This is a genomic window from Ruegeria profundi, assembly GCF_001507545.1.
Lineage (GTDB): Bacteria > Pseudomonadota > Alphaproteobacteria > Rhodobacterales > Rhodobacteraceae > Ruegeria > Ruegeria profundi.
In genome coordinates, this window is record NZ_LQBP01000001.1 from 315216 (window position 1) to 335935 (window position 20720).

The 20720-nt window shown below is 57.7% G+C and carries 23 protein-coding genes and 1 pseudogene; 18 read left to right on the forward strand and 6 right to left on the reverse strand.

What is annotated here, in order from left to right; genetic code table 11:
• Positions 1–20 precede the first annotated feature (20 nt).
• From AVO44_RS01530 to AVO44_RS01555, 6 genes and pseudogenes are all read left to right on the forward strand, one after another.
• Positions 21–1151, forward strand: a complete 1131-nt coding sequence (locus AVO44_RS01530; protein WP_068331591.1) for a bifunctional 2-C-methyl-D-erythritol 4-phosphate cytidylyltransferase/2-C-methyl-D-erythritol 2,4-cyclodiphosphate synthase — start codon at positions 21–23, stop codon at positions 1149–1151.
• Positions 1148–1645 carry a phosphatidylglycerophosphatase A family protein gene (locus AVO44_RS01535; RefSeq protein WP_068331592.1) on the forward strand — a complete coding sequence of 166 codons (498 nt, stop codon included), beginning with the start codon at positions 1148–1150 and terminating at the stop codon, positions 1643–1645. The genes AVO44_RS01530 and AVO44_RS01535 overlap by 4 nt, the downstream gene beginning before the upstream one ends.
• Positions 1642–2124, forward strand: coding sequence for a CinA family protein (locus AVO44_RS01540; RefSeq protein WP_068331594.1), 483 nt, complete (start codon positions 1642–1644; stop codon positions 2122–2124). The genes AVO44_RS01535 and AVO44_RS01540 overlap by 4 nt, the downstream gene beginning before the upstream one ends.
• 85 nt (positions 2125–2209) lie before the next feature.
• Positions 2210–2452: pseudogene (locus AVO44_RS01545) on the forward strand (ammonia channel protein); the annotation flags it as partial.
• 141 nt (positions 2453–2593) lie between these two features.
• Positions 2594–3274, forward strand: a complete 681-nt coding sequence (locus tag AVO44_RS01550; protein ID WP_068331598.1) for an orotate phosphoribosyltransferase — start codon at positions 2594–2596, stop codon at positions 3272–3274.
• A 235-nt stretch (positions 3275–3509) separates the two neighbouring features.
• A complete protein-coding gene (locus AVO44_RS01555; protein ID WP_068331600.1) occupies positions 3510–5000 on the forward strand; it encodes a replicative DNA helicase in 1491 nt (496 codons plus the stop codon).
• A 1-nt stretch (position 5001) separates the two neighbouring features.
• Here the strand turns inward: AVO44_RS01555 and AVO44_RS01560 are convergent, their stop codons facing one another.
• Positions 5002–5562 (reverse strand): GNAT family N-acetyltransferase, encoded by a 561-nt coding sequence (locus tag AVO44_RS01560; RefSeq protein WP_205626517.1) that lies wholly within the window; start codon positions 5560–5562, stop codon positions 5002–5004.
• 192 nt (positions 5563–5754) lie between these two features.
• Here AVO44_RS01560 and alr point away from each other — a divergent pair, with 192 nt between their 5' ends.
• The 10 genes from alr to AVO44_RS01610 all read left to right on the forward strand — a co-directional run bounded on the left by alr (position 5755) and on the right by AVO44_RS01610 (position 15665).
• Positions 5755–6789 carry an alanine racemase gene (alr, locus tag AVO44_RS01565; protein WP_068331603.1) on the forward strand — a complete coding sequence of 345 codons (1035 nt, stop codon included), beginning with the start codon at positions 5755–5757 and terminating at the stop codon, positions 6787–6789.
• Positions 6786–7568, forward strand: coding sequence for an MlaE family ABC transporter permease (locus AVO44_RS01570; protein ID WP_068331605.1), 783 nt, complete (start codon positions 6786–6788; stop codon positions 7566–7568). Before alr ends, AVO44_RS01570 begins: the two co-directional genes overlap by 4 nt.
• A complete protein-coding gene (locus AVO44_RS01575; protein ID WP_068331608.1) occupies positions 7565–8311 on the forward strand; it encodes an ABC transporter ATP-binding protein in 747 nt (248 codons plus the stop codon). The genes AVO44_RS01570 and AVO44_RS01575 overlap by 4 nt, the downstream gene beginning before the upstream one ends.
• A gap of 468 nt (positions 8312–8779) precedes the next feature.
• Positions 8780–9232: a paraquat-inducible protein A gene (locus tag AVO44_RS01580; RefSeq protein ID WP_068331609.1), complete on the forward strand. Its 453-nt coding sequence runs from the start codon at positions 8780–8782 to the stop codon at positions 9230–9232.
• Between the two features lie 317 nt (positions 9233–9549).
• Positions 9550–10167 carry a DNA repair protein gene (locus AVO44_RS01585; RefSeq protein ID WP_233421896.1) on the forward strand — a complete coding sequence of 206 codons (618 nt, stop codon included), beginning with the start codon at positions 9550–9552 and terminating at the stop codon, positions 10165–10167.
• A gap of 119 nt (positions 10168–10286) precedes the next feature.
• Positions 10287–11648, forward strand: a complete 1362-nt coding sequence (gene radA, locus AVO44_RS01590; protein WP_068331617.1) for a DNA repair protein RadA — start codon at positions 10287–10289, stop codon at positions 11646–11648.
• 41 nt (positions 11649–11689) lie between these two features.
• On the forward strand, positions 11690–12310 hold the full coding sequence (locus tag AVO44_RS01595; protein ID WP_068331620.1) for a CvpA family protein: 621 nt from the start codon (positions 11690–11692) through the stop codon (positions 12308–12310).
• A gap of 628 nt (positions 12311–12938) precedes the next feature.
• Positions 12939–14462, forward strand: coding sequence for an amidophosphoribosyltransferase (purF, locus tag AVO44_RS01600; RefSeq protein WP_068331624.1), 1524 nt, complete (start codon positions 12939–12941; stop codon positions 14460–14462).
• Positions 14463–14729: 267 nt separating this feature from the next.
• A complete protein-coding gene (locus AVO44_RS01605) occupies positions 14730–14978 on the forward strand; it encodes a hypothetical protein (RefSeq protein ID WP_068331626.1) in 249 nt (82 codons plus the stop codon).
• 42 nt (positions 14979–15020) lie between these two features.
• Complete coding sequence (locus AVO44_RS01610) at positions 15021–15665, forward strand: SDR family NAD(P)-dependent oxidoreductase (protein WP_068331633.1); 645 nt, start codon at positions 15021–15023, stop codon at positions 15663–15665.
• A gap of 61 nt (positions 15666–15726) precedes the next feature.
• Here AVO44_RS01610 and AVO44_RS01615 read toward each other — a convergent pair whose 3' ends face one another.
• From AVO44_RS01615 to tatA, 4 genes are all read right to left on the reverse strand, one after another.
• Positions 15727–16569 (reverse strand): ATP-binding protein, encoded by an 843-nt coding sequence (locus AVO44_RS01615; protein WP_068332605.1) that lies wholly within the window; start codon positions 16567–16569, stop codon positions 15727–15729.
• 118 nt (positions 16570–16687) lie between these two features.
• Positions 16688–17563: a twin-arginine translocase subunit TatC gene (gene tatC / locus AVO44_RS01620; protein WP_068331635.1), complete on the reverse strand. Its 876-nt coding sequence runs from the start codon at positions 17561–17563 to the stop codon at positions 16688–16690.
• A complete protein-coding gene (tatB, locus tag AVO44_RS01625) occupies positions 17560–18018 on the reverse strand; it encodes a Sec-independent protein translocase protein TatB (protein ID WP_068331639.1) in 459 nt (152 codons plus the stop codon). Before tatB ends, tatC begins: the two co-directional genes overlap by 4 nt.
• 6 nt (positions 18019–18024) lie before the next feature.
• On the reverse strand, positions 18025–18240 hold the full coding sequence (tatA, locus tag AVO44_RS01630; RefSeq protein WP_068331640.1) for a twin-arginine translocase TatA/TatE family subunit: 216 nt from the start codon (positions 18238–18240) through the stop codon (positions 18025–18027).
• Positions 18241–18459: 219 nt separating this feature from the next.
• Between tatA and AVO44_RS01635 the strand changes: the two genes are divergently transcribed.
• Both AVO44_RS01635 and AVO44_RS01640 read left to right on the forward strand, forming a co-directional pair.
• Entirely contained in the window at positions 18460–18765 is a 306-nt protein-coding gene (locus AVO44_RS01635) for a hypothetical protein (protein ID WP_068331641.1), read from the forward strand.
• A gap of 21 nt (positions 18766–18786) precedes the next feature.
• Positions 18787–19458, forward strand: coding sequence for a helix-turn-helix transcriptional regulator (locus AVO44_RS01640; protein WP_068331643.1), 672 nt, complete (start codon positions 18787–18789; stop codon positions 19456–19458).
• Between the two features lie 39 nt (positions 19459–19497).
• On the opposite strand, the gene AVO44_RS01645 is transcribed toward AVO44_RS01640, so the two are convergent.
• Positions 19498–20664, reverse strand: a complete 1167-nt coding sequence (locus AVO44_RS01645) for a LysM peptidoglycan-binding domain-containing M23 family metallopeptidase (protein ID WP_068332611.1) — start codon at positions 20662–20664, stop codon at positions 19498–19500.
• Positions 20665–20720 lie beyond the last annotated feature (56 nt).

The window sequence follows — 20720 nt, forward strand, 5'->3', positions numbered from 1 at the left end:
CCAACCGGAGATCGCGCCCCATGACAACCGTCGCCATCATCGTCGCCGCAGGACGCGGGCAACGTGCCGGCGGGGGAATTCCCAAACAGTGGCGTGCTCTTGCAGGTCGTCGCGTTGCGGATTGGACTATCGACCGGTTTCGCGGCCAAGTGGACCATGTCGTGCTTGTGTTGTCTGAAGAAGATCAGAATGCCTGGGCGGAATTCGAAAACTCTGACCTGATCTTGGCCAAAGGGGGCCATGATCGCGCGGGGTCTGTCCGCAGCGGTCTTTCAGCGCTCAGGTCCCTGGCGGTGCAACGAGTTTTGATCCACGACGTTGCGCGGCCTTGTGTTCAAAAGCAGACTATTCAGCAAGTTTTGACAGCACTCGACACCTATCCAGCCGCGGCCCCAGGATTGGCGGTCACGGATGCGCTCTGGACAGGCGATGGTGTCCTTGTGACCGGCATGCAGGACCGAACCGGCCTGTTTGCCGCGCAGACACCGCAGGGGTTTCACTATGACGCAATCGTCGCAGCACACGCGGCCCACCCCGGAGGCGCCGCAGATGATGTCGAAGTGGCCCGAGCCGCAGGGCTGGATACGGCCATCGTGCCCGGTGACGCGGATAACATCAAAATCACACGCCCCGAGGACTTTGTCCGGGCGGAACGTATATTGGGAAAAGCTATGGATGTAAGGCTGGGCAACGGGTACGACGTGCATCGGTTTGGCGACGGGGATCACGTCATCCTGTGCGGTATAAGGGTGCCGCATGACCGTGGCCTGCAAGGCCATTCCGACGCGGACGTCGGCATGCACGCCGTTACCGATGCTATTTACGGCGCACTGGCGCAGGGCGATATTGGCCAGCACTTCCCACCTTCGGACCCGCAATGGAAAGGCGCCGCCAGCAAGATCTTCCTGCGCCACGCGGTCGAACTGGCCGGGAAGATGGGCTATCAGATTTCGAATGTCGATTGCACGCTGGTCTGCGAATACCCCAAGATTGGCCCCCATGCGCCCTCTATGAGGGACGAGATGGCCCGGATCATGGGGCTGCGCGCCGATCAGGTCTCGGTCAAGGCAACAACGTCCGAGCGTCTGGGCTTCACCGGGCGGAGCGAAGGGATTGCCGCGCTGGCCACCGCATGTCTGGTGAAATCATGACCGCCGCGCGCTTGATCGGAACCGTCTGCGGCGTCGGATACTTGCGCCCTGCACCGGGGACATGGGGATCGCTGGCCGCCCTGCCCTTGGTTTGGGTCCTGCACGCGTTGGGCGGATTCCCGTTGCTGGCAATCGCAACAGTCGCCGTTTTTATCGGCGGTCTCTGGGCCACGCGCGTCATGACCGCAGGGGCAGAAGATCACGATCCCTCCGAGATCGTCATAGACGAAGTGGCCGGACAGTTTATTGCGCTTTGGGCGATTTCCTACCCGTCCTGGGCGCATGGGATCGAGATTACAGCGCTCTGGCCCGGCTGGGTCGCCGGGTTCCTGCTGTTCCGCCTGTTCGACATCACCAAACCGGGCCCGGTGGGCTGGGCCGACCGGCGCAATGACGCGATGGGGGTCATGTTGGATGATGTGATTGCAGGTATTCTTGCCGGAATCGGTGTTCTGATCCTTGCAGGCATATCACACGGAGTACTGGGCCTATGACCGTTGCCGAGCTTCTCGACCAAGCGAAGGCGCAAGGCGTGATGATCTGCACCGCGGAAAGCTGCACGGGCGGTATGGTCGCGGCAGCCTTGACCGATATTCCCGGCAGTTCGGCAGTGGTCGAACGTGGGTTCGTGACCTACACCAACTTGGCCAAGCAGCAAATGCTTGGCGTTCACGCCGAAACGCTGGCCGCTCATGGCGCGGTCTCAGAACAGGTCGCAGGGGAAATGGCTGAGGGCGCGTTGAAACATTCCGACGCACAGCTTGCAGTCTCGGTTACAGGTATTGCGGGTCCGGGTGGTTCGGAATTCAAGCCCGAGGGCCGGGTTTGCTTTGGGCTGGCCGCCAAAGGTGGTCCAACTCACACGGAAACAGTGGAATTCGGCGCGCAAGGGCGCAGCAACGTTCGCTGCGCCGCACGGGACCACGCGCTGTATTTGCTGTCGCAGGGCCTCGTGACTCTCGCACAAAAATGAGGCACACGCTCCTTCAGAGGCCCCATTTGGATCGTTATGGCAACCGCCCCGGTCCTATTCATAAAACTGCCGGGCCTGGCCTTTTGTCGGTGGGCTTGTCCGCACCCGCAACATGCTCAACGTATTCATGATTGCCGCCTTTGGTCTGGGGTCGTGGACGGCCCAACCGCGAGGGCTGGTGATCGTAGGTGCCTTCACGGCAGTTGTCACTTTTGTGTTGATCAAGGTGGTTGCGTTTGTCACCCCGCTTCGCGTAGACGCCGAGACCGAGACAAAGGGTCTGGATCTGTCGGTACACGGCGAACGGGCCAATGACATGAGCAGCTAAGCCCACCTTGGCAAGCTCTGCCCACTCGGGCGCTAAGCGGACCTGTTCAGGGTCCGCTTTTCTTTTGCGCGCAATCCTCTCGACTCTGGGACGGTGCTCGGGCTATTTGCCCGCAACGTCATTCCGTACCGAGGTTGCACCATGATCCCCAGTTCCTTTCCCGATAGCACCGAAATCGCCCGACTGACCGCGCGGATGCTGCTGGAGATCAAGGCCGTCCACTTCAATGCACGCGAACCGTTCACACTGGCCTCTGGCCTGCCCAGCCCGACCTACATTGACTGCCGCAAGCTGATCTCATACCCGCGCATCCGTGCGACCCTGATGGATTTCCTGACTGTCACCGTGATGCGGGACGCGGGTTTTGAAGCGTTCGACAACATCGCTGGTGGTGAAACTGCGGGCATCCCCTTTGCCGCGCTGGTGGCCGAGCGGATGGCCCTGCCGATGACCTACGTCCGAAAAAAGCCCAAAGGTTACGGACGCAATGCCCGTATCGAAGGCGCGATGACCGAAGGTGAGCGTGTCTTGCTGGTTGAGGACCTGACAACCGATGGCGGTTCAAAACTGTCCTTTGTCGACGCCATCCGCGAAACGGGCGCGACCTGCGGACACACAGCGGTGATTTTCTACTACGGCATCTTTCCCGAAACCGAGAAAACGCTCGGCGATCACGGCGTGCAACTGCATCATCTGTGCACGTGGTGGGATGTTCTTGCCGAAGCCAAAGCGCAGAAAGCCTTTGATCAAGAGACACTTGAGGGTGTCGAGGCCTTCCTGAACGACCCGCGCGGCTGGCAGGATGCGCAAAAAACAACCTGAACCCTCTGTGTATAAGCTGGGGGTAAGTCAAAATAGAATCGCCCCAAGGGGGCTTGCATCTTGTGTGGCCGCTTGCCCCCTGCACAAAATGTTGCGTGACACAGCGTTTTTTGGCAGAGTTGTCCAAAGTTATCCCAAGCTGAAGCCAAGTTATACGCGACTTATCTTCAGAAATTTACAGATGGCCCTAGCAGGGTCTGATTGATTAGAACTGCCACAGGGCAGCGGGGACAAAATGAACGAGATTAGCAGTATCGAGCAGGCAGCGGCTCAGATTCAGAATGCCGAAACCATGCCGCACTCCATTGAGGCAGAGCAGCAGCTTCTGGGCGCGATCCTAACCAATAACGATCTGTATGACCGTGTTGCTTCGATCATCGGGGCCGAACATTTCTATGATCCAGTACACGCCCGGATTTACGAGGTAGCCGCCGCACGCATCGCCAAGAATGCGCTGGCCTCGCCCGTGACGCTGAAATCCTTCATGGCCGAGGACGAAGGGCTGAAGGAACTAGGCGGCCCGGCTTATCTTGTCAAACTGGCCGGCGCGTCGATCAGCGCGTTTGCTGTGCATGACTACGCCCAGATGATCTATGACCTTGCTATCCGGCGCGAGTTGATCCGGCTGGGCCGCGATATCTCGGACAAGGCGGCGCGGGTCGAGATCAGCAGCGAACCAAAAGAGCAGATAATCGAGGCCGAGCAACAGCTTTATCAGCTTTCCGAGCAGGGCCAGACCGAACAGGGTTTCAAATCCTTCCTCAAGGCGGTCACAGAAGCCGTCAACGTCACAAACGAAGCGTATCAACGCGGTGGCGGCATGGCAGGGATTTCCACCGGTCTGGCCGACCTCGACAAACAATTGGGTGGCTTGCACCCGTCCGACCTGATCATTCTGGCGGGTCGTCCGTCGATGGGTAAAACGTCATTGGCAACCAACGTCGCGTTTAACGTTGCCAAGGCGTACAAACGCGGCATCAAACCCGATGGAAGTGAAGGCGCGATTGACGGTGGCGTAGTCGGGTTCTTTTCGCTGGAGATGAGCGCCGAGCAGCTTGCAGGCCGTGTTCTGGCCGAAGCGTCTGAGATTTCATCGCATAAAATCCGTCAGGGTGACATGACCGAGGCCGAATTCCGGCGCTTTGTCGACGCGGCCAAGGAACTGGAAGCTTGCCCGCTGTTCATTGACGACACCCCGGCCTTGCCGATTTCGCAACTTGCGGCCCGTGCGCGGCGGTTGAAGCGGACGCATGGTCTGGACCTGCTGGTGATTGACTACCTTCAACTCTGCCGCGGCATGGCCGACAACCGTGTCAACGAGATTGCCGAGATTTCGATGGGCATGAAGGCCATCGCCAAAGAGCTGAACATCCCTGTTATCGCGCTGTCGCAGCTAAGCCGTCAGGTGGAAAACCGGGATGACAAACGCCCCCAGTTGTCTGACCTGCGGGAATCAGGCTCGATTGAACAAGACGCCGACGTCGTTATGTTCGTCTTCCGCGAGGAATATTACAAAGAGCGTGAAAAACCCGGCGATCACGAGTTAGACAAGATGGAAGAATGGAAACAGGCCATGGAACGCCTACACGGCAAGGCCGAAGTCATCGTCGGTAAGCAGCGGCACGGCCCCATCGGTACGGTCGAGCTGTCCTTTGAGGCTCAGTTCACGCGCTTCGGCAACCTTGTCAAACCCTGGCAGCAAGACGGTCAGATCGAGGGTTACTGATCTACCAAAGCTCAGGCTTATTGAATGCGCTGGCGCAGCGCGATGGCCCTTTGATCGGCATGTTCGATTTCCTCAGGGATTGCCCCAACCACCCGTGCGGCATGCTCAGCGTCATGGGCGGTTGGGCATCCGTTTCGGTTATCGGCTGAAACCCTGATTTGCCGTAGTAAGCGGGATCCCCATAGGTAACGACAAAGTCCACCCCTTGCTTACGCAGGTGCCCAAGCCCAAAGCTTATTAGTTTTTGACCAATGCCCGTTTTCTGACGGTCGGTTCGCACAGCCACTGGAGACATGAGGAACACCTGTCGCGGGTCCTGATCATAGTGAAGCCGCGAAAACAAAATGCATCCACACAGCAACCTGTCATCCAAGGCCAAAACCACCACCAAATCATCCTTGGGTGTTGAGTTCAAAAGGTCAGACGACAGAGAGCTGACCGCAAGCCCCTCGGCCTCGCCTTCCGAGGTGGTAAAGACGTGGCGAAACAACGCAGGCAGTTCGTCTGACCATGCTTGGTATTCGGCGGTCAGGTTCAGCATTTTGCCTCCATAAAGTTGCATACACGGTCCTACGTATTGCCCACAGTTGATCACGACTTGGACACAATGGCGAGATACATCAAACAGCACGACCGCCATTTTTTGCCGTGGGGCAAGTATACGGGCCAGAAGTCGCGCAGTATCAAGGATATATGTTCAGGAATTGCCGCATTCCCCCTTGACCTACCGCGATCCAATGTCATGAACAGCACCATGAGTACCGCACGACTGACGATCAACCTACATGCGCTGGCCAGTAACTGGCGCGCGCTCAATGCGAAAACGAATGTCGAGACCGGCGCCGTGGTCAAAGCCGACGCTTATGGTCTTGGGGCCGGGCCGGTATCGGCAACTTTGGCTGAAGAAGGCGTTCGTAAGTTTTTTGTCGCCGTCGCCGAAGAAGGTGCCGCCGTACGCAAGGCCATTGGTCCCGGGCCGATGATCGCCGTGTTCTCCGGCCATATGGAGGGCGACACCGACCTGCTTCGGGATCATGATCTGACACCGCTGATCAACGCACCCGAGCAATTTGTGCGCCACCAACAAGCGATGCCCGAACACGCCTTTGGCATTCAGTTGGACAGTGGCATGAATCGCCTCGGGCTAGAGCTGACAGATTGGGCCGAACTGCGCCCCAAAGCTGAGCCTTTGAAGCCGGTGGTGGTTATGTCTCATCTGGCCTGTGCGGATGAACCCGATCACCCCATGAACCAACAGCAATTGAAAACCTTCCGCGCGATGACCGACGGCGTTGCAGCCCCTCGGTCCTTAGCGGCCACCGGGGGTATACTGTTGGGGCCGGAATTCCATTTTGACTTCTGCCGCCCGGGTGTCGGTCTTTATGGCGGTATGCCGTTCGCGGAGGCCAAACCGGTTGTTACAGTCGATTTACCCGTTATTCAGGTTCGCGCGGTCGAAGTCGGAGAGACCGTTGGCTACGGCAACACCTGGGTCGCCCGTCGTCCGTCTCGCATCGCAACCGTTGCGGCAGGCTATGCGGACGGCCTGCACCGGGCAATCGGAGGTGGCATCGACGCATTCGCCGGTGATCAGCCCTGCCCGGTGGTTGGCCGCATCTCGATGGACTTGATCACGGTCGATGTCACCGATCTGCCCCAAGACCCCGAACGTCTGCGCATTCTGAACGGGCATCAAACCGTCGATGACCTGGCCGAGGCCGCAGGCACGATCGGGTATGAAATCCTCACCTCGCTTGGCGCGCGCTACTCTCGGGGCTACGTAGAATGAATCCTTTCTTTTTGCTGGGCGGGTTGGGCCGGGCGGTTCTGGCCCTTTTCGCCACTTTTGGCCGGGTGGGGCTGTTCGCGTTTCATGCGGTCTCACACATTTTCCGCCCGCCCTATTACCCGCGTGAATTTGCCGTTGCCCTGATGAATATCGGCTGGCTGTCCCTGCCAGTTGTCGGCCTGACTGCCATCTTCACTGGTGGCGCGCTGGCGCTTCAAATCTATGCCGGCGGCGCGCGCTTCAATGCCGAGGCCGTGGTGCCGCAGATCGTCGCCATCGGTATGGTGCGGGAACTTGGCCCTGTCCTTGTGGGCCTGATGATCGCCGCGCGCGTCACCTCCTCCATCGCGGCCGAGATCGCCACCATGAAAGTCACCGAGCAGATCGACGCGCTGGTCACCTTGTCGACCCATCCGATGAAATACCTGACGGCCCCCCGCGTTCTGGCCGCGCTGATCACCGTTCCGCTGCTGGTCGGCATCGGTGACATCATCGGTATCGCAGGCGGCTACGTGGTTGCGACACAGAACCTTGGCTTCAACCCCGCGACCTACCTGTTGAACACCGTCAATTTCCTTGAAACGCGGGATATCGTTTCCTCGCTTGTCAAAGGGGCCGCCTTCGGAGTGATCGCGGCCGTCATGGGGTGCTACTATGGCATGAATTCGGGGCGTGGCGCGCAAGGCGTGGGCCGGGCCACCAAATCCTCGGTTGAGTCTGCCGCTATCATGATTCTCGCCGCCAACTTCATTCTGACAGGGGTATTCTTCTCGCTATGATCCGGATGGAGAATGTAGAAAAAGCGTTTGGGTCCAATCAGGTTCTGCAAGGCATGAACCTTGAGATTGCCAAGGGCACATCGATGGTCATCATTGGCGGCTCGGGCACCGGAAAATCGGTGGCCCTGAAATGCATCCTTGGCCTGATTAAGCCCGACAGCGGTATGATTTATGTCGATGGCAAAGACGCAAGCACGGGCGACCGCGACGCGTTTCTGGCCCGGTTCGGCATGTTGTTTCAGGGGGGAGCCCTGTTCGATTCCCTGCCCGTTTGGCAAAACGTCGCATTTCGTTTGCTGCGCGGCCCAATGAAGCAACCTGCCGACTATGCGCGCGAAATCGCCATCGACAAGTTGCGCCGCGTAGGGCTGCGTTCCAACGTGGCCGATTTGTACCCCTCGGAACTTTCGGGCGGCATGCAGAAACGCGTGGGCCTTGCCCGCGCAATCGCCGCCGAGCCCGAGATCATTTTCTTCGACGAACCTACCACCGGTCTGGACCCGATCATGTCCGGCGTCATCAACGACCTGATCCGCGAGATCGTGACCGAAATGGGCGCCACCGCGATGACCATCACCCACGACATGAGCTCGGTCCGCGCGATTGCTGACAACGTGGCGATGCTGCATGACGGCGTGATCCAGTGGACCGGCCCGGTAAGCCAGATGGATTCCTCGGGCGATCCGTATCTTGAGCAGTTCATCAGCGGGAGCGCAGAAGGGCCGATTGAGGCGGTGCGGTGATGGACCTATCTAAAATTCTTTTTTGACAGGTTATCTCGTACCAACCATGCCCATATGCCATTAGCCGTTATGGTTTCAAGCAATTCCGAAAATGCAGGCAAGCGATGGACGACAAAAAACCAAGGCCATTTGAAGACATTGCCACCCGCTTAAAATGGCACCGGACCAAGGTTCTTGGATAAACCCAAGCAGAGTTTGTTGAAAGCATAGATTTAAAAGAAGTGCTTACTCTTTGTGGGAGGCGGGTACACAGAGATTATCTTTGGGTGGCGCTTTGGTTCTTCGGAAAAAGTATGGGCTGTCCTTAGACTTTCTATACGAAGGAAACGATGACGCGCTGCCGATGGCCTTACGCAATGCTTGGCGCGAGGGCGTCCAAGTCTGACAGGCAATTTACGCGGCTATTCGCAGAGGTGATTTCGTCTATTGTGTAACTAATCGGTCCCGACATGGTAAATAAGTAGGTTCATGACCCTCCGCCTTGCCACCCTCTCACTCCTGATCCTCTACCCCATCGCGTGGTTCGCTCCGCTGATGCGAGCGGGGCTACTCCCGATCTTCGGCTTGTCGGAAATAAGCGTCATAACCGGGCTCCAGTCCTTGTGGAAATCGGACGTCTTCCTGGCACTGATCGTCACGGTCTTTGCCCTCTTCGCGCCTTACATCAAAACCATCGGCACTGCCCTGATCCAATGGGACCTGCTGGATGCACGTGTCCAACCGGCGCTGAATATCCTCGGCAAACTGGCGATGGCCGACATTTTCCTGATCGCGCTTTACATCACGCTGGCCAAGGGAATCTCTTACGCGACCATTGAAACCGCATGGGGCCTATATCTATTCACGGCCTGCATTCTGGCCTCGATCGCACTGGGTCACATTACGGAAATGACACGCAGTTCACGAAATACTCTGAGCTAATTGATTGAAAACACTCATCTGAGTATCATTATCTTATTTCGAGCAGCAAAAAATTGTCGTTTTCAGGTCCGCAGCGGATCAATCTGCGTGTTTTGGATTTCTCCGCTTGGGTCTGGTTGTGTACCGGTTTTTAAAGGAGTTCGTCGACCATGACTGCCCTCCATAATATTACTTTGCAATTTCAGAATGTCTTTTTGAGACTAACTTTTGCACTCATATGTGCAGCAGCCCTTTTCGCCGTTTCCGTAACGTTTTTGTCAGCATTGGGGGTGCTTCCCTGGCTATCCATGCAAGCCGGTCTCGCGGGAGGATCAGCTATGGACGCCGGAATGTATATCCAGATTGGCATAACCATACTGGTTCTCATGCTGGCTTTTTACTTGCCGGCAAATGCACGGATGATGGCCTTGGAAAACAGCCATCGTAGGTTTGCTTTGAACATGCACGATGTGTCCGAAGCCTATCAGTTAGCGCACGCTGCGGATCGTGGCGGTCTGTTCGTCATGTCTTCCGAGTTCGACGCAGTGAAAGAGCGGATAGCCTTCTTGCGCCAGCACCCTCAGTTGCAATCGCTCGAACCCGAGATACTGGAACTGGCAGCGCAGATGAGCCACATCAGCCATGATCTTGCCGAAACCTACGGCGACGCACAGGTCAACCGAGCGCGGACATTCCTGCAACAACGGCAGGAAGAAATCGAAATGTTCCAGCACCGTTTGGAAGAAGCGCAAGTCATCCAGAATGAACTGCGCCAGTGGACACGCGACGTTGAAATGGAAGAAGCAATTGCCCGGTCGCAATTGACGCGCCTCCGGGACGAACTGTTTGAATTGCTTCCAGAATTGTCGGTTCAGTTGCAGGCACAGTCGCAGGATGGCGCACCTGCTTCATCCAGCGTGGTCGCGATGTCGCCACCGCCCCGCGCGGCTGAGTAGGCGCGTATGCGCCCGCCGCGGACGATGGCCCAAGGGGCCTGAGGACGCGGCGCGCCATCGGCGGAGATGAAAGCCCGCAAGGGCTTGAAGAACGGCCCAACCTCGGGCACCAAGGCCGCATGGCAAAAACGACTTTCTCCTGCTCGGCCTGCGGCGCGTCGCATTCGCGCTGGTCCGGGCGTTGCGACGCATGCGGTGAATGGAACACGATCACGCAAGACGTGCCCCTTTCGGCTGGACCCGCGAAAAAGTCACTCGGTGGTAAACGCGGCCAGTCTATCACCCTCACGGATTTATCCACCGAGGAAACGCCCCCACCCCGCACCCTCTGCGGGGTCGAGGAACTGGACCGCGTACTTGGCGGTGGCCTTGTTCCCGCTTCGGCGCTGTTGGTCGGCGGAGACCCCGGCATCGGCAAATCCACCCTCTTGCTTCAGGCCGCAGCGCGGTTTTCCCGCGCGGGCGTCAAGACTATCTATGTTTCGGGCGAGGAAGCCAGCGCGCAAGTCCGCATGCGTGCCCGGCGTCTGGGACTTGAGGACGCACCGGTTCAGTTGGCCGCCGAAACCAACCTGCGCAACATCCTGACGACGCTCGAGGCAGAAAAGCCCGGCCTTGCCATTATCGACTCGATTCAGACGATGTGGGCAGACAATGTGGACAGCGCGCCCGGTTCAGTATCACAAGTCCGGGCCGCTGCGCATGAATTGACCACGTTTGCGAAACGACATGGTGTGTCAATCATCATGGTCGGTCATGTTACCAAAGAGGGTCAGATCGCAGGCCCGCGTGTGGTCGAACACATGGTTGATACCGTGCTTTATTTTGAAGGTGAGCGTGGTCACCAATTCCGTATTCTGCGCGCCGTTAAAAACCGGTTCGGCCCCGCTGACGAGATCGGCGTATTTGAGATGACCGGCAAAGGGCTGGCTCAGGTCACCAATCCTTCGGCCTTGTTCCTGTCGGAACGTGGCGCCCCGAGCCCCGGATCTGCCGTTTTCGCTGGTATAGAGGGCACGCGCCCCGTCCTGGTTGAGTTGCAGGCGCTTGTGGCCCCTTCGCCCCATTCTCAACCCCGCCGGACCGTCGTTGGATGGGACAGCGGGCGGCTGGCCATGATCCTTGCCGTGCTCGAAGCGCGCTGCGGCGTGCCTTTTGCGGGGCTTGACGTCTATCTGAATGTGGCCGGAGGGCTGAAAGTCAGCGAACCCGCCGCAGACCTTGCGGTCGCCGCCGCCCTGCTCAGCGCCCGCGAAGACACGGCCCTGCCCGCTGATACCGTTGTTTTCGGAGAAATCTCGCTATCCGGGGCACTTAGACCGGCCCCGCAAACCGAAAACAGGTTGAAAGAGGCGCAAAAACTTGGTTTCAAATCGGCCATTGCTCCGGCGGGTGGCAAAACCGGTACTGTGGCAGGTCTGACACTCACCCGACCCTCTGATTTGGTGGGGTTTGTTGGCGAAACCTTCGGAGCAGGTTAAGATAGCACCTTAAGGGGCTGAAAAAAATACAGGCGAGGGCCATGGAAGGTTTTACAATTATCGACGGGGTGGTTGCCCTGATCATCGTCGTGTCGGGCTTGCTGGCCTATTCCCGAGGGTTCCTGCGCGAGGTTCTGGCCATCGCGGGCTGGGTCGCGGCCGCCGTTCTGGCCTTTATCTTTGCGCCTCAGGCTGTCCCATTGGTGAAAGAAATCCCGGTGGTCGGGGATTTCCTGCGCGACAGTTGCGAACTATCGGTGATAACCGGCTTTGCCGCAGTTTTTGCCGTTGCGTTGATCGTAGTCAGTATTTTCACACCGCTGTTTTCGTCGATCGTGCAACGTTCAGCCATTGGCGGATTGGACCAGGCGCTTGGCTTTTTCTTTGGCATCGCACGCGGTATCCTCCTGGTTGCCATCGCCTTCTTTGTCTACGACACGATCATGACCGGCCAATCCTACACGATTGTAGACGAAAGCCGCTCTGCCAAAGTGTTCGAACAATTCAGCGACCGGATCGAAGAACAGAACCCGGAACAGGCTCTGGGATGGGTTACACAGCAATATGAAGAGCTTGTTGCAAGCTGTGGCGCTGACACCCAAACCACGCCAGAGCCAGCGGCCCCCGCCGCGGACGAAACAGCACCCGCTACCACTGAATGAGAAAAAGCCCGGTTTTTACCGGGCATTTTTTTCCGTAGCGACGGGATGGGCGAGCTAAACGAAACCCTCGCCCGCGCAGACCGTACATCTCATGGTTTTAACGCCAAAACACCCGTCACAGCGCCCAAAAACCGGCTTACCGTGAATATCCCGACTTTTGACAACCTCTCCAGCTCCATTGCAGATGGGACATGGCGCGCGTCCCATGCCGCGGCAACGATGGCACCGGCGCTTTGTATGCTCTTCCTTTTTTTGTCCTTGCTTGTGTTCCCACATAACCAAGCCCCAATCGACACTAGACGGATTTTGATACTCTTTAATCTTGATATGACAACACAAGGCTGGCCCGGTGTCACCTTTTGATGCCGTGACCGGAAAAACCTTGTGCAGGAAATCACAATTGTGATCCTTTGATGACACAGGTCCCGTTAGGCATTATGTGGATGCCGAACTGACATGGAATCGGAGCTACCGATCTTGCTGTACCCGTTTTTACCTCGCGCCTGCCCGCAGGACGATGACGCGTCTACGTCATCTGTCACGGCGGCACCGCCGGGTGCAAAACCAGCCATGCAGATGTTCAATTCATCACCGCTAGTGAAAACGTCGTAGAAATTGGAGCCCGTACATGTGTGGGATTTTGGGGATCGCAAGCAAGACGCATGATGTCTTTGCGGAAATCTATGACGGGCTGCTTATGCTGCAGCACCGGGGGCAGGACGCCTCGGGCATCGTCACTTACAATGGCGAGTTCTTCCGCGAAAAAAAGGCCAATGGTCTGGTCAAGGATGTGTTTAACGCGCAAGACGCTGAAACTCTGTTGGGCAGAATCGGGTTGGGCCATGTCCGCTATCCGACCGCAGGTTCATTGAGCGCGGCAGAGGCTCAGCCTTTTTTTGTCAACGCGCCCTATGGCATTTATCTGGTCCACAATGGCAACATCACCAACACGGCTGAACAGCGCGAGAAAGTGACCGCCAAGTACAGCCGCCATCTGCGGACCACATCGGATTCCGAAATTCTGCTGAACGTGCTGGCGGATAAAGTGGCCGACGCAATCAAGGTCAACGGTAATGCCGAGCCGATCCGCAACATCTTTGCCGGTGTAAAAATGACGATGGAACGGGTTCAGGGTGCTTACTCGGTAATCTGCCTTGTTGCCGGAGTTGGTATGCTGGCGTTCCGCGATCCGTTCGGAATTCGCCCTCTGTCGGTTGCTAAGCGCGAAGTGGAGGGTGCCGGTGATGATTATGCCTTTGCGTCGGAAGACGTGGCTTTTGGTATCAACGGTTTCAAAAAACTGCGGGACCTAAAGGCGGGTGAGGCGATTCTGATCGACCTCGAAGGCAACATGCACACTTTCCAGGCCGTCGAAGGCCGGTTGACCCCCTGTATTTTTGAGTATGTTTATCTGGCGCGTCCGGATTCATTGCTGGACGGTGTGTCAGTTTACAAAACTCAGATGCGTATGGGCCAGACGCTTGCCCACCAGATTGAGGAGGCAGGCCTTGAAATCGACCGGATCATACCCGTACCGGACAGTGCCCGCCCGGTCGCGCTGGAAGTCGCCAAGGCCACGGGCATCCCCTATCGCGAGGGACTGGTGAAGAACCGCTATGTCGGCAGAACCTTTATCATGCCCGGACAGGAAGAGCGTCAGAAGTCCGTGCGCCGCAAGCTGAACGCCGTTCCGCTTGAGTTCAAAGACCAAAACGTTCTGCTGATCGACGACTCGATCGTGCGCGGGAACACGATCAAGAAAATTGTTCAGATGTGCCGAGAGGCCGGTGCCAAGAAAGTCTACGTCGCCAGCGCCTCTCCGCCCGTGAAGTTCCCAAATGTCTACGGCATCGATATGCCTACAAAGCACGAGTTGATCGCCAACGGCAAAGAGATTGAAGAGATCCGTCAGGAACTGGGGGCAGACGCCCTGTTCTATCAGAACCTTGAGGATCTGATCTGGGCCGCCAAAGAAGGCAACCCCGAGATTGAGTCTTTCGACTGCTCGTGCTTTGACGGCGATTACATCACCGGCAGTGTCAGCAATGACTATTTGAACAGCCTTGAAAACAGCAGTCGCGCGAGCAAGAAAAAAGAAGACATGCAGATGCCGGGTGGCTCGTGGAACCGGGCGGAGCTGGCATCAGGATAAGCCTTTTCGCGAATCAATATTTTGATCGGCCCGCGTCACAAAGGTGATACGGGCCTTTATTTTGGGGTCTCAGATTGGGATGAGTGGATTTTTGCGCACAACCCTTCGCTGAAGAAATCGCAATCCCAATGGCTTCGCCGTCAAAGCCAATCGCATTGCCTTAATGCGACGTCAGATAGGCTTTTACTCGGCCTATCTGTTTGCTAGGTCGCCGATTGCCAACCACTCACAACAAGGGGCCGTGCCAAGGCGGCAGGGCCGAACTTCATGTCGAATTCAACTGTCGAAAGCGCAGCTACGCAAAAGGGTGCGCTGAAGAAAAACTCTGTTTCTGTACTTGGTGTTTTTGGTTCCCCGCAGGATATGCGCGCGCTTATCCGATTGTCTTCTGGACGCATCAAAGAAATCAAACCGGGCAGCCGCGTCTCGTCGGGGACCGTGGTGGCGATCGATCCCGAGGGGATTATGCTGCGACAAAGCGGCCAGACCAAACGGATCGCCATTCCGGGCGGCTAATCCTGTCTTGACGCCCTGCGCCCATAGGTCCAAACCGCTGTCATGACCGATCAGACCAAAATTGCACTCGTTACCGGAGCTTCTCGCGGCTTGGGCGCTGCCCTGGCCGAGGCGCTCGCGCCCGAATATCACATCGTCGCCGTTGCCCGCACGACGGGCGGCTTGGAAGAATTGGATGACCGCATTCAGGCCAAAGGTGGCGCGGCCACGCTGGCGCCGATGGATATTGCCGATCCGAACGCTATGGCGACCTTGTGCCGTGGCATTCACGACCGGTGGGGGAAAGTGGACTTGTGGCTGCACACAGCCGTCCATGCCTCGGCTCTGACGCCGGCACATTTCATCGACCCGAAAGAGTGGACAAAGGCGGTTAGCATCAATGCAACTGCCACGTCTGTGCTGATCCCCTACATCGCGCCTTTGTTGGGTGAGACTGGCCATGCTGTTTTCTTTGATGACCCGAAAGCAGGCCAAAAATTCTATGGCATCTATGGCGCGACCAAGGCCGCTCAGTTGGCGCTGGCACGCAGTTGGGCGCTTGAAACAGAACGCACCGGTCCGCGGGTTTCAATTGTCGAGCCGTCACCGATGCCCACCGCCGTGCGCGCGAGGTTTCATCCCGGAGAAGATCGCGATGCATTGACCGGAACGGCAGACGAAGCCGCACGGATTTTGTCGCTGCTTTAGTGTATGGCCCTTTGGGCCATGCCTCCGGCGGGGATATTTTCAGCCAGATGAAGCGTGCAGGTTATGCGATATGCACACCGTTTCGCCCAGCCAGATCAACGAAGAATTGCCAAGCCACGCGGCCCGAACGCGCGCCGCGTGTCGCCTGCCATTCGATGGCTTCTGCGCGCAGCAAGTCCGCATCGACCGATACGCCGTACGCACCGCAATAGCGTTCGATCATTGCAAGATATTCATCCTGGTCGCAGGGGTGGAAGCCTAGCCAAAGACCGAACCGATCCGATAACGAAACTTTTTCTTCGACCGCCTCAGACGGGTTGATGGCGCTGGAGCGTTCATTCTCGATCATGTCACGCGGCATCAGGTGACGGCGATTGGACGTCGCGTAGAAGACAACGTTCTCGGGGCGACCTTCGATGCCGCCGTCCAACACGGCCTTCAGCGACTTATAATGCTGGTCGTCGTGACTGAACGACAAGTCATCGCAGAACAGGATGAACCTGTGCGGAGCAACCCGCAGGTGATTCAGCAGGCGTGCGACCGAGCCCATGTCTTCACGCTGTAGCTCGACCAGTTTCAGGTCGGGAAAATCGGCCTGCAGTGAGCCATGAACGGCCTTAACGAGGCTGGATTTCCCCATTCCACGCGCACCCCACAACAGTGCATTGTTGGCCTTGAAACCAGCCGCAAAGCGGCGCGTGTTGTCCAATAGCGTATCTCGGGACCGGTTGATGCCAATCAATAGTTCCAGATCGACGCGGTTGACCTGTGTGACCGGCTCAAGCCTATCGGGTTCGATATGCCAGACAAAGGCGGGTGCGGCACCGAAATCCGGCGCGGCCAAAGGGGCCGGTGCCATGCGTTCCAGTGCATCGGCAATTCGGTTCAGGGCTTGGTCATCCATTCGGGCCTCCGGTCGTGACTTGGCGGGTTCAAACCATGTTCCGAACGGCGCAACAAGTACCACGTACGAAAAAGGCGCGCCAATCATTGGCGCGCCTGCTTTCTAACCGTTAACGGATTTACTTGCCGTCTTCTTCACGGATGATCTCGTCATCCGCCTCCTCTTCGTCGTCATAGTAACCGTCTGCGCGCAGTTGCTCTTCGCGCTTCTTTTCAACGCGAGCCACAAGGAAGATTGACACTTCATAAAGCCCGTAGACCACAACAAAGAGAATGATCTGAGTGATTACGTCTGGCGGTGTTACAAGCGCGGCCAGAACCAGAATGGCGACCACGGCATATTTACGCACGCTGCCAAGCCCTTCGGCGCTGACAAGCCCTGCCTTTCCCATCAGCGTAAGCAGAACGGGCAGCTGGAAGCAGAGCCCAAACGCCACGATGAACTTGATGGTCAGGTTCAGATACTCTTGCGCTGACCCCTGGAACACCACGCTGAGCGGAGCGGTAGCCGTGCCGTCAACAACAGCTTCTCCTTCTGCCCCGAACTGCTGGAACCCGAGGAAAAAGTCATAGGCCAGCGGCGTGACGACATAAAACGCAAAGCTTGCCCCCAGCAGAAACATAAAAGGCGAGGCCACCATGAAAGGCAGAAAGGCGTTCTTTTCTGACCGGTAAAGACCCGGTGCCACGAACCGCCACATCTGCATTCCGATGTAAGGAAAGGCCAGAATGAACCCGCCCAGTAATGACACCTTGATCGCGACAAAAAAACCTTCCTGCGGAGAGATAAAGATCAGACCGCAATCCTGCCCCCGTTCTGCCAGCACGTCGCACAGGGGACGAGTGAGGAAGTTAAAGATCGGCGTGGCCACCGTAAAACAGATGATCATGCCAACCAGAAACGCAACGACACAGTGAATCAACCTTGTGCGCAGCTCTGCAAGATGCTCGATCAGTGGGGCCGAGCTGTCTTCGATCTCGTCAGTGTTGGTCATGTCTTGCTTTCAGTTTTCAGCGCGGCCTCGGCCTCTTCGGCCTTGGCAAGAGCATCTGCGGCTTCCTTGGCCTTGCGTTCGGCAGCTGCGCGGGCGGTCGTGGCTTGAATCTTCTTGGCCTGTTCGGCCCGTTCCGCGGCCAGTTTGCCCGTCTCGCTATCGGGGTCGAATTTGGTCGGGTCGATGCTGCGGGCCATGTCCTGTGCGGCTTCTTTCACACCGTCCATGGCGCTGCTGACCGGGTTGGCCGCCGCATTCAAACCCTTCTTGATTTCGTTAACACCCGCTTGGTCCGCCGCTTCGTTCATGGCGCTGCTGAATTCGCGCGCCATTCCGCGGGCCTTGCCGACCCAACGACCGACATTGCGGAACAGCACCGGCAGGTCCTTTGGCCCCACAACGATCAGGGCAACAATGCCGATGACCAAAAGCTCGGTCCAGCCCAGATCAAACATCTTGGTTTAGGCCTTATCTTTTTCTGTCTCAGGCGTAACGTCCTTTGCCACTTCGGCGGCGTCTTGCTCTATCTCGTCGGTGCCTTCTTTTACGCCCTTCTTGAACGATGTGATGCCCTTGCCCACTTCGCCCATCAACGAACTGATCTTGCCGCGGCCAAACAGTACCAGTACCACAACGGCGATCAACAGCAGGCCGGGAAGGCCGATATTATTGAGCATGTCTTTTCTCCTTATGCGTCGGCGCCAGGCGCCGGGAATATGATCTGGGCTTGTGTCTACGCCTGCTAGGCCCGCTGGAAAAGTGGCGGAACGGCGTTCGACCCTCAAATCTGGCGGCATCACACGTTTTTTGCAGACTGGTTTTTTCCAACTGACAGGTTTATGTCAGTTGCACGGGGTTAGGACACGGTTATCGAAACTTGGTCAACGGAGATACAAATGACCCATGTTGCAGAAATCGTCACCTTCACCCTCACAGACGGCACCTCGCCGGAAGAATACGTGAAGCTCAGCCAGGCGTCTGAGGCGTTTGTCCGCTCAGCCCCCGGATTCGTCCACCGTCAGTTGAGCCAAGGTGAGGATGGACGTTGGACCGATTATGTCATCTGGACGGACTTGAAAGCTGCACAAGACGCAGCTGCTCAGCTTCCTCAGCAGGAATGCGCTGCTGGCATGATGGCTGCGATCAATCCCGAAAGCATCCAGATGCGCCATGAGAATGTGCTATGGAAAATGACCGCATAAAGGCTGTCAGAACGGCGTGTCATGCGCCGCACTGACCGTCTGTTCGACATCATCCAGATCCTGCGCGACGGCAAACTGCACCGCGCGCAGGACATCGCGGACCGGCTTGAGGTCTCGGTCCGCACGATTTACCGCGACATGGATACTCTTGTCGCCTCGGGCGTGCCTGTGGAGGGCGAGCGCGGCGTCGGCTACATGGTGCGCGAACAGATCACCCTGCCCCCCTTAACCCTGACCCCGATCGAATTGGAAGCCTTGAACCTTGGCATGGCTATCGTGGCCGAGGCGGCAGACGCTGACCTCAAAGCGGCAGCCGAAACACTGGCTGAAAAGATCGACGCAGTTTTGCCTACTCAAGTCGTGGCCGAGGCGGATACGTGGAAATTCGCGGTGTATCCCTTTGCGGATGCGGCGCGTGGATTGGCCCACATGGCCCCGATCCGTGCTGCGATCAAATCCCGCCAGAAACTGCATTTGTCCTACCGTCGCATTGATGGCGTGCTGACCGAGCGTACGATCCGCCCGTTGCATATGGAGTATTGGGGCCGTGTCTGGACCCTGACCGCGTGGTGCGAGTTGCGGGACGGTTTCCGTGTATTCCGCATCGACTTGATCGAAGCCGTCTCACCCCTGCCCGAGATTTTTGCCGATGAGCCGGGGAAACGGCTCAGCGACTACGACCCCTATAACTAGGTCGCCCAACCAAAGGCAGGTCGAAACCAGCCAGTGCATTTACTGTAAATAGGGCTCGGGATCGACGGCTTCGAAGCCTTTGCGCACTTCGAAATGCACGTAAGAATTGTCTCCGCCCCGCAGTGAGGCGATCTGCTCACCCCGGCGCACGCGATCGCCCTTTTTCACCGTTATCTTGTCGACATTCGCATAGACCGTCAGAAGATCGTTGCTGTGTTTGACGACAATGATAGGTACCTGATCTGCATCTGCGGTAATCGCAGCCACGGTGCCCGCTTCGGCTGCCTTTACAGCCGCGCCCGGAGCGGCAGCGATATCGATACCCTCGTTCTTGCCCTTCTCATAGGTCCGAATGATCGTGCCTGTCACCGGCAGCCCAAGGGCTGCGCTGCTTTGGTTAGTCGGTGCTTCGGCGGTCACGTCCGGTGCTGGCTCGGCCGGGGCGATCACCTCGTCCGGAAGCGGTTGCGTTGCACTCGGCGGGGTCGGCGTTGGCGAACCCTGCCCCGGCTGCGTCACGTTGGTGGCGGCTACAGGAGCCTGTTGTGGTGCGGGTTGGTTCTTGATCGGGATCAGCAGGAATTGATCCTCGCGCACGGTAAAGTCCGGACCTAATCCATTCCATTCGGCCAGCGCATCCACTGGCACATCGTAGAGCCGCGCGATGGTATAAGCCGTCTCGCCGCGTTTAACCTTGTGCCGGATTGGCTCGGGCCCAGATGGCGCAGGGGTCGGAGCGGGTGCCGTCGCCGCAGGCTGCGCGGGCTCCAGCGTCGACGTCCGGACCGACCCATCTGTCGGCGCCTCGTCAATCGCGGTTCCGGCTATGGTGGCGATATCGACGGTACTGGCACCACCGACCGGGCGCGGCAGAGCGATCACTTCACCGTCACGCAACTGATCAGTGGGTTTCAAGCCATTGAAACTTGCCAACTCGCCCTCGGGCAACCCAACCCGCGCGGCAACGTCTGCAACCGTATCACCGCGGCGCGCGACAATCACCTGGTATGTTGGATAGGAAATGACGCCTCGGGCATCCGGGGCTGGACGATTGGCTGTCGCGGCTTGCGCGGCATCAGAGGTCGAAAACCCCCCCACATTTCCACGAAGGTCATAATCCAGCGGACCATCGCACCCCGCAAGGATCACCAAAGCTGTCGCGCCGGTGGCGCAGCGGAGTATCGCTGACTTGGAAACTGCTCTCATCATTCTGTCCTCAACGCCTACCCGTGTTTTCCGGGGTTCCGTCGCGTGTTGCCTAA